Origin of the sequence: Thiohalocapsa sp. ML1, from assembly GCF_001469165.1 — a bacterium.
In the GTDB taxonomy this organism is placed as follows: Bacteria; Pseudomonadota; Gammaproteobacteria; order Chromatiales; family Chromatiaceae; genus Thiohalocapsa.
In genome coordinates this window covers 1-13,706 of sequence record NZ_JABX01000078.1, presented here as the reverse complement: position 1 = coordinate 13,706, position 13,706 = coordinate 1, and the positions used below count along the sequence as shown (strand labels likewise).

At 60.9% G+C, this 13,706-nt stretch carries 11 protein-coding genes; all 11 read left to right on the top strand.

Annotated elements, in window-relative coordinates:
- Positions 1 to 992: 992 nt before the first annotated feature.
- The 11 genes from ML01_RS25680 to ML01_RS28095 all read left to right on the top strand — a co-directional run bounded on the left by ML01_RS25680 (position 993) and on the right by ML01_RS28095 (position 13,073).
- Positions 993 to 1,925 (top strand): Rpn family recombination-promoting nuclease/putative transposase, encoded by a 933-nt coding sequence (locus ML01_RS25680; RefSeq protein WP_058558227.1) that lies wholly within the window; start codon positions 993 to 995, stop codon positions 1,923 to 1,925.
- A 508-nt stretch (positions 1,926 to 2,433) separates the two neighbouring features.
- On the top strand, positions 2,434 to 2,910 hold the full coding sequence (locus ML01_RS31205) for a prepilin-type N-terminal cleavage/methylation domain-containing protein (protein ID WP_156428012.1): 477 nt from the start codon (positions 2,434 to 2,436) through the stop codon (positions 2,908 to 2,910).
- A 508-nt stretch (positions 2,911 to 3,418) separates the two neighbouring features.
- Entirely contained in the window at positions 3,419 to 3,832 is a 414-nt protein-coding gene (locus ML01_RS25670) for a pilin (RefSeq protein ID WP_058558225.1), read from the top strand.
- A 65-nt stretch (positions 3,833 to 3,897) separates the two neighbouring features.
- The gene (locus ML01_RS25665; RefSeq protein WP_216819277.1) at positions 3,898 to 5,844 is read left to right on the top strand and encodes a hypothetical protein; all 1,947 of its coding nucleotides are present in this window, start codon (positions 3,898 to 3,900) and stop codon (positions 5,842 to 5,844) included.
- A gap of 142 nt (positions 5,845 to 5,986) precedes the next feature.
- Complete coding sequence (locus ML01_RS29430; protein ID WP_156428010.1) at positions 5,987 to 6,478, top strand: hypothetical protein; 492 nt, start codon at positions 5,987 to 5,989, stop codon at positions 6,476 to 6,478.
- Positions 6,478 to 7,818, top strand: coding sequence for a hypothetical protein (locus tag ML01_RS25660; protein ID WP_156428009.1), 1,341 nt, complete (start codon positions 6,478 to 6,480; stop codon positions 7,816 to 7,818). Before ML01_RS29430 ends, ML01_RS25660 begins: the two co-directional genes overlap by 1 nt.
- A 361-nt stretch (positions 7,819 to 8,179) precedes the next feature.
- Positions 8,180 to 8,542 carry a glycosyltransferase gene (locus ML01_RS25655; protein ID WP_058558222.1) on the top strand — a complete coding sequence of 121 codons (363 nt, stop codon included), beginning with the start codon at positions 8,180 to 8,182 and terminating at the stop codon, positions 8,540 to 8,542.
- Between the two features lie 169 nt (positions 8,543 to 8,711).
- Entirely contained in the window at positions 8,712 to 9,569 is an 858-nt protein-coding gene (locus ML01_RS25650) for a glycosyltransferase family 2 protein (RefSeq protein WP_058558221.1), read from the top strand.
- Positions 9,570 to 9,608: 39 nt separating this feature from the next.
- Positions 9,609 to 10,538: a lysylphosphatidylglycerol synthase domain-containing protein gene (locus tag ML01_RS25645; protein WP_058558220.1), complete on the top strand. Its 930-nt coding sequence runs from the start codon at positions 9,609 to 9,611 to the stop codon at positions 10,536 to 10,538.
- Entirely contained in the window at positions 10,511 to 11,731 is a 1,221-nt protein-coding gene (locus ML01_RS28100) for a polysaccharide pyruvyl transferase family protein (protein WP_216819276.1), read from the top strand. The genes ML01_RS25645 and ML01_RS28100 overlap by 28 nt, the downstream gene beginning before the upstream one ends.
- A complete protein-coding gene (locus tag ML01_RS28095; RefSeq protein ID WP_162268113.1) occupies positions 11,718 to 13,073 on the top strand; it encodes a Coenzyme F420 hydrogenase/dehydrogenase, beta subunit C-terminal domain in 1,356 nt (451 codons plus the stop codon). The genes ML01_RS28100 and ML01_RS28095 overlap by 14 nt, the downstream gene beginning before the upstream one ends.
- The last annotated feature ends 633 nt before the right edge of the window (positions 13,074 to 13,706 follow it).

The window sequence follows — 13,706 nt, the reverse complement described above, 5'->3', positions numbered from 1 at the left end:
GCCCCATCGCGGCTAAAGCCGCTCCCACCGCGCTCCGCCCTCCCCCGTGCGAGCGGCGTTAGCCGCGACAGCACCGGCACCGCCCCAATCTGCAACCACCCCTACCCATCCCCACAACCTCGCTGCCGGGACGACGCGGACTGGGACCGCCGGCTTTCCAGCCGGCTGCGCGCGCCGGGGGCTCGATGCCCCCGGCGCGCGCTCTGCAGCGTCCCTGCCATGTGCTACGAGCGCCGCTCCCCTCGTGAAACCGCTGCCGCGGTATCACGCAGCCCCCGGCGCTCCGCGCCACGTCGCCGCCAACACCCGTCACCCGATGCAACGCGCGCCTTCTCGTGCACCCGGCCTCGCCCCGCGCGCGCGTTCGACGTGAACCGCGCCTTCGCCTGAACCGGACCGGGCATGCCTCGGTGCGCTTGGACAAGGGGTTGGCGACCAGCCACCAGATCTGATTAAGCCCCGAGGTAGTCCCGCCACGCGGACATCAACCGCGGAGCGAAAACGTTATGTGCCCGAGACGCCCCCGCCAGCGAGCCAGACCGGGTTGGCTGCGTTCCGCCGGAGCGCAAGCCAGAGACCTGTGAACGCACGGCCCGCCGACAGGCATTGCCGTGCACCACTTGGACCTGCGCGGGGCACCGATGATTTTTTGGGGCTCAAATGAGCCAGGGGCCGGGTGCCTTCTCCCCATCGGGAGCAGCCCGAGTGCCTAGAACCTGAAGGGTGACTGGTGCGGATCGGTTCCGCAACCAACACACAGAGAACTGACGGCGCGTCACCGGCTCAACGCAGCGTTTCGTGGGCTATTGACCTAGATCATCGTGCGCAGCCGCGAGGCTTTTTCACCGCCTATTGAGCCCGGTCAGCGAAATGGTGACCCCGTCGGCCCCCGCACCGCACCCGCAGGCCGGTCAGGGCCATGCGGAGCGGTGAGCGCAGCCAACCGCTGCCGCTGGCTTGCCTCTGCCGCGGCGGCTCACTAGACTCGGGGCATGCGCCATCGCATCGATCCCAAGGTCGACTGTGTCTTCAAGGCCCTGCTCGGGGCCGAGGGCAACCGCAGCCTGTTGATTCATTTTCTGAACGCGGTGTTGGGCGCCGGACTACCCCGTCCGATCACGACGGTCGAGATCCAGAACCCCTACAACGACAAGGAATTTCTGGACGACAAGCTCAGCATTGTCGATGTCAAGGCCCGCGATGCCCTTGGCTGTCTGTATCAGGTCGAGCTGCAACTGCTCACCCACCGCGACCTGACCGCCCGAATCATCTACGGCTGGGCCGACCTTTACAGCAGCCAACTCAAGGAGGGCCAGCATTACGCCACGCTGCGCCCCACCTACGCCATTTGGCTGCTTGGTGACGTCCTACTCGCCGACGACCCCAGCTACGCCCACGACATCCGCTTGCGCGATAACGCCGGTCGCGTGTTTGGCGAGCACGGCGGCATTCGGCTGCTGGAGATCGGCAAGTTCGCCGCTGAGGCGGTGGAGACCGAGCAAGATCGCTGGGTCAAATTTTTCAAAGAGGGCGCCAAGCTCGACCCCGACCACCTGCCGCCCTGGATGGACACCCCTGAGATGAGGCAAGCCATGAGCACCCTGAACACCTTTTCCGAGAAAGAGAACGCCTATCACGCCTATCAGGCGCGCCTCGAATACCAGCGCGTGCAGCACGCGATGCAGCAGGATATGGAAGAGCGCACACGGGCTTTAGAGCAGACCCGTGCCGAGCTGGAGCAGACGCGTGCCGCAGCAGAAAAGGCGCGTGCCGCCGAAGAGCAGGCGCGTGCCGCCGAAGAGCAGGCGCGTGCCGGCGAAGAGCAGGCGCGTGCCGCCGAGAACCGGGAGCGCGAGGCCAAAGAACGTGCGCTCGCCGAGGTGGAGCGGCTGCGTCGGCAGTTGGATCGCGGGCCGCAATCCTGAGGCGTCGCCGGGGTTCGCGAGCCGACGGCAACCTCAGCTGTCGCCTCGATCGATGCGAGAGCTCCGACACCGGCACAGTCCCTGAACTTGGTAACAAGCCCGCCGTGTTATCTCCCTCTCCCTCCGGGAGAGGGCCGGGGTGAGGGAAACGGCCACGGCCAGCAGCGCCCTGCATCCTCCGCCGTGGCGCTGGTCGCCATGATCATTAGCCGCAACGCCCAACACTGATCGCCGCCCGGACTACGCCGACGTCAGTCGCTCCACAACCCGCCGCCCCGCCATCGCGCTCTCACCCTGCCGCCAGCCGAACCGCCCGCCAGGCCGCCGGCCCCACCAAGGCCACCCCGCTTGGCGCGGCAGTTGCCTAATCGCGACTGGCGCGACTGGCGCGACTGGCCGAATCGGCCAGCCCGGCCGATACTTGACACGACCGCAGCAGCAGTGCTAAACGGGCGGCGACAACGACGCCCCGGCACGCCAAATCAGACACATGGCATCGGAGAACGCCATGAACCAGAAACCACGCACTAGTCCGAGCAGCGCCGCATGCCGACACACACCGGCACCAGGCTGCCGAACCTCCACAGCCACGGCACGCGCCGCCGCCCAGCGCGGCTTCACCGTCATCGAGCTGATGATCGTCGTCGCCATCACCGGCATCCTGGCCGCGCTCGCAACGCAGACCTTCCAGGGGGCCGTCGCCCGCGCGCATGTCGCCGAGGCCATCTCCGCGGTAGCGCCCATGAAGATCATCATTGCCGAGAACTGCGCGTTCGACCCCGCTGCCGACGCCTGCAACGGCATCCGCGACATCACGAGCCCCATCGGCGCCGTCACCAGCAGCGCCTGCACCGACGACGGCACCATCGCCACGGCCCATCTCGTGCTGTCCGACGAAACCGGGGGCGCCGTCGCCGACTTCGTCAGCAACCGCAACACCCAGGTCATCTGGCACTGCGTCGGCGATGCGTCGAGTCCAGGCTAGGTCAACCTCCCCGCAAGCTGCCGCTAATGCCGGCCGCTGCCGACCCGAGCGCCTCTGCAACAAGGCGCGGTCTCAAACCCAAGGCATCTGCGCACACATAGGCACGCCGCGCCGCAGCCACCGCCGCCGCCGCGGCGCCCGCCGCGAGAACCCGGTCGCATTTCCGGCAAACACCTTGCCGCCGCCCCGCCCTCGCCGCCGACCAAACATCCCGCCAACGGCAGCCAACCGCGGAAGAAAGCACCGCAAAGTGCCCAAATTTGTCACTTCCGGACATTCCATGACGCCTGCATCAGCCCTCCCCCTAGCCGCTGCGCGCGCACTCCCACAAGGCCATGCAGAAACAGTGCATTACACGCCCCATGCCAGCGGCCCGATCCTTGCATCAGGCGATATGCCAAGACCGTTCCGGGGTCGTCTCCAACCAAAACCAGAGCACGCGCCACCGGACCGACCTCGAAGTCCCGGCCGAAAGGCCCCGAACCACACGCGCAACAGGAGACATCCCATGAAAAAACAGCAATCCGGCTTCACGCTCATCGAACTGATGATCGTCGTCGCCATCATCGGCATTCTGGCCGCCATCGCCATTCCGTCGTATATGGACTACACGAAGAAGGCACAGGTGTCCGAGATCATGCTGGCCACTGCCCCATATAAGCTCGGTGTCACCGAGTCAATTGCCGGTGGCGACCCAACATCTGGCATGGATACAGCAGCAAGTGTCGGCGCCGCATCCTTCGTCGCAACATCCTCTGTGGCATCCGTTACCGTCACGAACGGCGCCATCATTGCCACTGCCGATAGCGCAATTGGGGATCTTGTGATCACACTCACGCCCACGGAAACCACCTCGGGCATCACCTGGGGCTGCTCGTCTAGTGGAGACGAGGTCCGCCTCGCCCCGGCCAATTGCCGTTAGCAGCTGAACCGACGATTGTCCTAACTGGCTGGCTTGGCATGACCAGCAGTAACAGAGCAATCGCCATGCCGGAAAACGCGCCCGATCAAGGGCGCTTCTTTTCTCGACAGTTCGTCCTTGTACTGATAATCGTTGCCTTAATCTGCGCGACGCTGCTCGCGTACACTCCCGGGCTAGAGGGGGATTTTGTTCTTGACGACGCGGCCAACCTTCAGCAGGCTCAACTGGAAACCCTAACCTGGAAAGAAGCTCGCTTGACGCTGCTGTCCGGGCGGTTTGCTGGCATTTCCCGTATCGTCACTAGAATTAGCTTTGCATTAACCCAATACAGCAGCGGTTACGATGCGCCAACGTTTAAATATCAAAATGTTCTGCTGCACCTAGCCAACGGACTGCTTGTCTTCTGGCTAGTTGCGCTGTTCGTTCAAGCGGGCGATCCACGGGCTACAGGCGGAGGGGAACAGTATTGGACTGCGCTGCTCGTCTCGGCCATTTGGCTGCTGCATCCTCTGCAAGTCAGCACAGTTTTGTATGCCGTACAACGACTAGTCCTTTTGTCGGCATTTTTCTCATTAATTGCTCTCGTTTGCTATGTCAAAGGTCGGCTGCTGATCGAATCAGCACCTACTTTTGGACTCACTCTCATATTGGTCGGCCTCCTATTATTCTGGCCACTAGCGATTTTGAGCAAAGAGAATGCGGTGCTGCTGGCACCAGCGCTGCTCCTTGTTGAATTGACCCTGTTTGGCTTTAAGCCTAAGTCACGACTTGCAAGATGGCGCATCCCGACCATCGCCGGCTTTTTTTTTCTGCTGCCGATCGTATTACTTTCCGGCATCTTGCTGCTAGCGCCAGATACCCTCCTTGGTGGTTATGCCGGGCGCGACTTCGATATCGCAGAACGGCTCTTAACCCAAGTCCATGCCATCTGGTTCTACCTCCGACTAATCCTATTTCCGGTGCCCGCGCAGATGGGGCTGTATCACGATGGCTTCCCGGTGCAGAGGGTGCTCGACCTTCGCACCATTATCGGCATGCTCGGTCTGACGGCCCTAGTTAGTATAGCCCTCACGTTGCGGCGCACCGCCCCACTGATCACGCTCGGCATCCTCTGGTTCTTTGTCTGGCACCTGGTTGAATCCACGATTGTGCCCCTGGAAATGGTTTTCGAACATCGCAATTACCTCGCTCTGCTAGGGCCCGCGATGGTGCTCGTTCTGGCTGGTCAGCGCCTCTCTCACGCCCCGAATCTGCAGCGTCCCCTTGCCATCGGCGCTTTCGCCTTAGTCCTGCTGCTTGGGCTAAATACCGCTTCTCGCGCTTTCAGCTGGAGCAGCTACGAACTGCTGGTGCGAACGGAATATCAGCGCGCCCCGCATTCAGTCCGCGCTGTCGAGGGCATGTTCGTCCTCGCCAACAACCGCGGTGATCGCAAAGCAGCAAGAATCTATCTCGATCAGCTTAGCGCCCTACTGCCAAATGACGCTTGGCCGCTGCTCTACGAGATCATTTTCCGTTGTCAAGACGACCAACTACCTAGTGGTCTGCTGAAGACAGCGCTGCATCGTGCCGCGACCGGCCGCGTGACTCCAGCTTTAGTAAGCACCTTGGGCGAACTGGACACGGCGGTGCGGCAGCAGAGGTGCCCGGTCGTTCCACCAGGCTTTACGCTCCACCTGGCCAAGAATATCGCCGGCAACGAACGCGCCCACATGACCTCCGTTCGCATCAAGGCCTATCATCAATGGGCGGTACTGGCGGCACTTTCCAGGGACATGGACACCGCACGAAGCGCCTTGCGCTCCGCGTTGGCACTTGCCGCTTCTGACTCGCCGGCTCGACTAGATCAAGTTGCAACGCAAATCGGCCAGATTGCGAGTATCGTCCCTGACCCAGCCCATGCGGTCGCGTTCGCCGCATCGACCACCGAAGGCTACGGTGAACAACTACGCAAAGAAAAAGTCGACATACCAATCCCGGTTCACGCCATCGCGGTTCCGCCGAACCAATGACACAACAACACCGCCCCTTGCCGCGCGACTCCCAGCCGATGAGCGAGTCAATGATTCGCTAAGTTGTTAACTCCCGGCAAGTAGATTGATGCGGAAAATCTTGATACTACGGCGCTTGACGTCAAGATCGTGGCTCTTGCTCTTGGCCGCGATGCCCGCTCTATTGACCGCCACTTTTCTGGCGTACGCCCCTGGCATCAATGGACCTTTTCTACTGGACGATCATCTCAATATCGATCGGCTCGAGACCCAAACACTCAATTGGTCAACGCTTCGGCCCATGATCCTGACCGGTGATCGCGTTGGCGGCCTATCGCGTGCTCTGTCCAGACTGACGCTCGCTTTAACGCTGCACGGCAGTGGCAGCCATCCGCCGATGTTCAAGTATCAGAACCTGATGCTGCATCTCGCGAATGGTCTGCTCATTGTCTGGTTCGCCGCGCTTGTGTTTTCGGCGACAGGAAGTCGGCTAGAAAGCGTTACCCGAGTCTACCTTCCTGCCTTGGGGATCGCTGCAATCTGGCTACTGCACCCTCTCCAAGTCAGTACGGTGCTGTACGCAGTGCAACGCATGGTGATCTTGTCTGCTTTTTTTCTTTGCTCGCGCTCTGTCTGTACATGGAGGGGCGACTGATGATGAAGCATCGGCCATGGGCGGGCCTGGCAGTTGCCTTTATCGGCCTGGTCCTTTTTGGGCCGCTCGCCTTGCTCAGCAAAGAGAATGCCGTCCTGATCGCCCCGGTTTTGTTGCTACTGGAAGCGTTTGTCTTGAAACCCTGGTCTTCAAATCCTCTGCAGCGACGGCTGATTGCCGGCCTATTGCTCACGTTTGTTGCGCTCCCGGTCGGCGTCGGCTTATTCGTCCTGCTAAATAGCCACAATGAACTCTTCGCCGGGTATGCGGGTCGTGACTTCAACTTGGGGCAACGCCTGCTCACGGAAATTCATGCTATCTGCCTGTATATTCAAATGATTTTGCTGCCTGTGCCGGCGCAGATGACCTTGTTCCAGGACGGCTTTCCAATCCAGCGGGCATTAGACGCCAAGACCTTCATAGCCGGCACGGCACTGCTTGCATTAGTTCTGGGCGCGCTATTGCTGAGGCAGAGGGCCCCGCTGATCGGTTTCGGCGTGTTGTGGTTCTTCACCTGGCACTTGGTGGAAAGCACGGCGTTGCCGTTGGAGCCGGTTTTCGAGCACCGTAACTATCTAGCGTTAATGGGAATGGCTTTGGTGCAAGTCGCGACCCTTCGGCCCTTGATCACAACTCAACGATATCGCAACGTTTTGGGTATTGCAGTCATCGGGTTTCTGCTGTTGTTGGGCGCCAATACCGCGGCCCGCGCCTTGCAATGGCGGGATGCGCAGACAATGATGGTCGCTGACTACGCGCAGCATCCTAACTCGCCGCGATTGGTTGAAGGCATGTTTGGTATTGCCGTCGCGCAGGCCAACGGCGAAGCGGCGCTTTTCTTTGCTCAAGAGCAACAGCGCCTGAAGCCGACGGATGCGTACGGGTTCCTCCAGGAACTGTATCTCTATTGCCATAGCCCGCGATTGCCAGACGGACTAGTCGACCAGGCGCGGATCTTGGCCAAACATGGGACAGTTTCACCGGCGACGACCAATGGTCCTCAGCGTCTCAACGAAGCCGTAGCCAACGGCGACTGCCCCGCGGTGCCCTCAAGGGCAATGCTTACCTTCGCCGAGGGCCTTGCTCACAACCCGAACATACACATGACTGGTGTCCATCTCGCGGCCTTGACCACCTGGGCTCTGATCGCAATCCAGAATGGCGAACGCGTGGTCGCCGAGACTGCGCTACGCGCGGCTATCCTACGCGCGGCAGAAGATTCTCCCGGCAGGCTGAGTGACGTACTCCAAGCAGCCCGCGTCGTTGCTGAACACCTGCCCCTCGCCGAAGAGGCAGAGGCATTTTTGACCCGACTTCAGCCGGCGGCGGGTTCACTATAGACAGGTGTTATGCTGCCGTGGGTCCGAGTCCGTCATGAGGGAAACCAGGGACAGACCGCGTTTGCATCCCACGAACCGAAGTTTGGAGCCTGGTCATAAGCGACCGGCGCCGGATCACGAGAAAGCGACAGCGCATCCCGCCGTCAATGCACGAAGCGCGGATCTCCAACGCTCTTCGGTTCTGTCGGCCCTGCCGACGCAAGCCGAAAGGCGCGCGGCTGGACGGCTTGATACCAGGCTCCGCTGTGAGATTCGGGCGCAGCCGTGAAGCCGTAAGTCATAACTAGTCCGTGCTGGTTAGCCAGCCGAAGCGACTCCGAGACCTGAATTTCTTTCCCCTTGACACTCAATCCTTCAACCAATGTTCTTCGACCAACGCCCCGCCGTCGTCGTTCCCTGCTACAACGAGCAGGTACTGATTCGCCGCGTTATAGAAACCATGCCAGCGAGCGGGGACCGCATATTCGTCGTGGACGACAAGAGTTCTGACGTCACAGCAGGTGTCGTGCAAGAGTACGTGAACAAGGCGCCGGAGCGCATCGTCCTAATCCGCCACGCTGAGAACCAAGACGTCGGCGGCGCCATCGCGAGCGGCTACAAGGCCGCGCTGGCGGAGCGGTTTGACGTTACGGTGGTCATGGCCGGCGATGCACAGGTGGACCCGGCTGAGCGGTCTAGGGTTCCTGCTGTTCGCGATGTGGATCGACATTGCATACAACCGTAATCAGCGATGACGTCTCGGCAGTGACGCACCCATGCCGCAGACAGTCAGCGAGGATTTTAACTGGCGCGTGCTCGCGTCTAGCGAGCGCGCCGCCTGGGATCGTGTGCACCTGTCCCAGCCGATCGGTCGCGACCATCCCGCACATACGCTATAAGCACCACACGCAGCCATGAAGCTCAGCATCATCATACCCGCCCACAACGAAGCGGAAACGATAGGCCCGCTCGTCGCGGAGCTCGCCGGCCGATTCCCAGACGCCGAGTTGTTCGTCGTTGACGATGCCTCATCGGACGAGACCGCCGCCGTCGCCGCGGCGGCGGGTGCCACCGTCCTGTCCAATCCATATCGACTTGGCAATGGCGCGTCTGTAAAGCGCGGCGCCCGAGCGGCCACGGGCGACCTGTACGTTTTCCTTGACGCCGATGGACAGCATCGGCCGGAGCACATCACAAGACTGCTCGCACCGCTCGAAGACGGGTACGCTATGGTCGTCGGCGCACGGCAACCTGCCAGTCAGTCGAGCCGGCTGCGCTGGTTCGGCAATTCGTTCTACAACAAGGCCGCTTCGCTGCTGAGCGGGCACCCGGTCTTGGACCTGACCTCCGGCTTTCGCGCCGTGCGGGCGGACCTGTTCCGCCGATTCCTATATCTGTTACCCAACGGCTTCTCCTACCCGACGACGATCACGATGGCGTTTCTTCGTTCCGGCTTCCCCGTGAAGTTCGTCTACGTTGACGTGTCTCGCAGTCGGGGCAAAAGCCACATCCGGCCTGTGCGCGACGGGGTCAGATTTCTATTGATCATCTTCAAGATGGTCACGCTGTATTCGCCGATGAAGCTGTTTTTCCCCGTAAGCATCGCGTTTTTGCTCACCGCCGCTTTTTACTACTCCTACACATACATAACGGTCAATCGTTTCACCAACATGGGCGCTGCGCTGCTGATCGCCAGCGTCATCGTCTTCATGATGGGGCTTGTCTCAGAACAGTTGACAGCGCTGATGTACCGCGATACCGACAAAGACTAATTGCGAACCGGCTGATCGCTCACCTATCACCCCTGCTGCATGACGACCTCGCTCTCTCGCCGGCTGTCCATCGTTTTCGGGACCTTGGTTTCGCTAACGGGGCTCGGTTACGTATTGCATCTCGTCGGCAAAGAGTATGCGGCTATTGAGCCCATGCTCGGCGAAGCCGATCCGCTGTTACTCGTCGGCGCGTTGGCGCTGACGATGGCCGCCATGGCGAGTATCGGGACCGTCTGGCAGCGAATCGTCATGGACATGCATTGTCGGCTACCGCTCGCAACGGCTCTACGGGCCTATTTTCTGGGTCAACTCGGCAAGTATGTGCCGGGCGGAGCCTTCGCCATTATCGGTCGCAGCGAGTGGGCGCACCGCGCCGGCGCCTCCCGGACCGTCGCGTACACCTCGACTGTAATATCCGTCACGTCCGCGTATTTCGCCGCGTCCCTTGTGACATCACTGGCGCTAGTGCTCGGCGCGCGGCCGCACGGATCAGTGTATCTACTTGTACCGGTGCTGGGCTTGGCACCGGTTGGCTTGTTGCTCGCGCACCAGCACGTTCGCGCGGTGCTGCACGTACACCGGGTCCCCTTGCTGACGCGCTGCCTGTCGGCCTTGCCTGCGGGTTCCCGTATCTTGAAGTTCTCGTTGGCCCAGGTACCTGCATGGCTGCTCCTCGCAGCGGCAACATGGATAATCGCCAACGCGCTTGGCGTCGACTTGCCAATTGCAAACACGTTACTCGCAACCGCGGTCAGTTGGACGCTGGGGTTCCTGTTCCTGCCCGCGCCGGGCGGCATCGGCGTCCGCGAGGCAACCTTTGTCTTGCTACTGAACGGCGACGGAAGCGTTGCAGCCGTCGCGTTGCTCGCGCGACTCACCTGTGTCGCGGCGGATGTGATGGGCGCGGCAACCAGTTCAGCAACCTGCTTTGTCATCCAACGGTGCGTCAGTTGCCCCCCTGCTTCTTGATCGTCGGCGGTTCCTTAACCGGCAACAAGGGCGCCGCATCCATGACCTTGGGCTTGGCCGAAGGTTTACGTCGTCGAGTGCAGGCCGAAGTTGTCGTTCTTACGTCGCTACCCAGCGCGGACCGCGGCCAGGCCGCGCGCCATGGCCTGCGCATCGTGCCCTATACACCGGCGGCGATCATCCTGTCTCTGCCATCCGCCGTGGTCTACAGATTCGTTTCTCGTCGCCTCCCCGCCACTGCAGCAGTCCGTGCGTTCGCAACGGCCGCAGCAGTCGCCGACGTATCCGGCATTTCGTTCTCGGACGGTCGCGGGGCTGTGACACTTGCTTACAACGTATTGCTACCCCTGCCGGCACTGATCTTAGGGACGCCGATTGTCAAGGTGTCACAGGCAATGGGGCCTTTTCAGCGAATCGTGAATCGGTTCGCTGCGTTACTCGTTCTGCCGCGTCTAAACGCCATCCTTGCGCGCGGGCGACAAACACAGCGGCATCTTGATGACGTAGGGGTGCGCAATGAGGGCTGTGCGGCCGATGCCGCGTTCTTACTCAAGCCCAGCATTGACCGGACTAAGCCGCCCGGCGAACGCCCACCTTCCGCCCGGGGGTTGATTGCTTTCGCCCCGAGTCAGGTATTGGCGAATCGGCTCGCGAAAGAGTCGCTCGACTATTTTCGCATTTGCGTGGAACTGGTCAATCATCTCACTCGATCTCACGACGTGGTGCTTTTGGCACACTCTGCTCGCCCCGGCAAACCATCGAGTCGTATCAATGATCTGCCCTTGTGCGAGCGCGTTCTCGCCGCAGTGCGGGCGCCACATTGCTGCACAATCGCCGATGCGGAAGGCGATCCGCATTTTTATCGAACATTGCTGTCGGAGTGCCGCCTCGTGATTACGTCAAGGTTCCACGTCATGATCTCGGCGTTGTCGGTATGTCGCACGCCAGTTGTACTCGGGTGGGGGCACAAGTATGGCGAGGTGCTGTCGGCGTTTGCGATCCCTGAGGCTGAGTATGACCTCTCAGTTACCGGGATCGATACCATGCTTAATGGTATCGACGCGCTGCTTTTGGGTACGTCCGCGATCGAGGACCGGATTCGGAGGCACCTGCCCGACGTCGTGAGCTCGGCGGAACGTAATGTCGATGCGGTCCTCTCTTGTGCCAGAGGTGTCACCGATGCCATTCGTTGACACTGATCTATCGCAGGTCATCGAAGAAGGGCTTTGCATTAGCTGCGGTGCCTGTGTGCATGCAGATCCATCCTTAAAGCTTGTTCTTGATGAGAGGCGCCAGATCTGGCAACCGAGCGCCAGCGGAGGCCCCGAAGCCGCCAAAGTCTGTCCCGCGATCGCCGTGGACTTTCCGTGGCTGCAAGCACGACGTTTCCCCGGGCGGAAGCCGGGGGCTTTCGGCGTGGTTGATCAGGTCATGCTCGCCCAGTCTAGGGATTTGGAGCGCAACCTCGCCGCAAGCAGCGGAGGTATCATCAAGGAGCTGTTGCGGCATCTCCTTGCGCGGATAGACGTGGACGGCGCCATCGTGCTTAAGCATGTCGCGGGCGTCGAGTTCGCCTCGACTCTGATCCGCGATCCGGCCGACGTTGATCAACTTCCCGGCTCCATTTATCACAACCTCCCTAAACACCATGTTCTAAAGCTGCTCCGAGATACTCCAGGGCGCTTCGTGCTGGTGGGCATTCCGTGCGAGTTGGAAGGTATCTTCAATTACATCTATGCCTTCGCGCCGGACCTCGCCGAGCGGGTCCATTCTACAATTGGTTTACTCTGCGGCTGGCAATATAGCCACCACGCTTTGCGAGCAATTTGTGAGTATAAGGGCATTGATTTCAATGACTTGACTAATGTCGAGTATCGCGGCGGCGGCCCCATCGGCAAGCTGCGACTACACACGAGTAAGGCTTCCTTTGCCGTGTCGCGCCGGGTTGATTTCTTTTACCAGGCGGCCTTCGATCGCGCTTTTAATGCGCGCCGATGCCATTTGTGCGTCAATCATAGCAACTTCCTCGCCGATATCGTCGTTGGTGATGCCTGGCTTCCTAGCACAGTCACGACACGGACGGGCATCAGCCTTGTCGTTTGCCGGAATGAAACGATGACGGCAGTTATGCGCGAGCTGCATTCATCAGGTTGTATCACATTGACGCAGTGTACCGAAGCCGAAGTCGTGGAATCGCAATCGCATCGTGTTGCCATGGGAGACTTCGCGTATGCCTACGCTGAGTACCTTGATGCACAGGGGCGCCATCGGCCGAAAATGACCGGGCCGAATTTCCCATACGCGACCCCGGCGTCCAGGAAAGAGGTTAAGCACTTTGACGAAGAACTGAACGAGAAGCAACGCTTGATATGGGGCAGACGCTATAGGCGTCTGGTGCTGCGGAAGAGCACTAGAGAGTTTGGAAGACTTAGTTGGAAGTACCTGCGCTGGTTCCTTGTGCGGGTGCTGAAGGTGAAGAGCCTGTTTTGGCGAAGGCGCGAAATTCCGGCGAGCCAATTAAAAGGGTTTCGGTAGCTTTGCATGTTTCGCAGCAATACTCATGGTCACCGCACGCTTCGGCATGTGGTCAACATCACACGGCGCACAGTGGCTTGGGGTGGCTTGGGCTCCTCGCTGTCGCCGCGGTTAGCGTGTTTTCGGTATTGGAGTTGGCTGCGACCCCAACGACCCATCGCGGCCTAAGCTCCTTGTCGTTGAGCCGGTGCTAACCGCGCTGGACCCCAAACAGATCGGTGAGGAGACCCAGCACGACCCCCGGCACCATCAGCCACAGCGCCGCGACGGCGATGGGGAATTAGTGGGGAATTAGGGACAGACCACGTTTCCTGCCCACGACCACGCGCATCGCCTTAGGCAAGCAGCCAGTCAAGCAGGCGGACGAGGCCGGTGACGGCGCCGATGGCGCCGATGATCCAGACCCGGGACAGACCACGTAATCCTGCCTATGACCACGCGCAAACCATGGACAGACCGTAGGACAGGTGCATTGCTGGGCTCGATCGTGCTGAAGCGGCGCGGGAGCGCCAAGAGAGACATGACGCCGCGGGAGCGGTGTCACGAGCAAACATGCCGGAGCCGGGAGACCGCGCCGTCGGCAACATGGCGGGCTCCGGCGGTTTGTTGCACCGGGAGGGCCAATCCATGCGT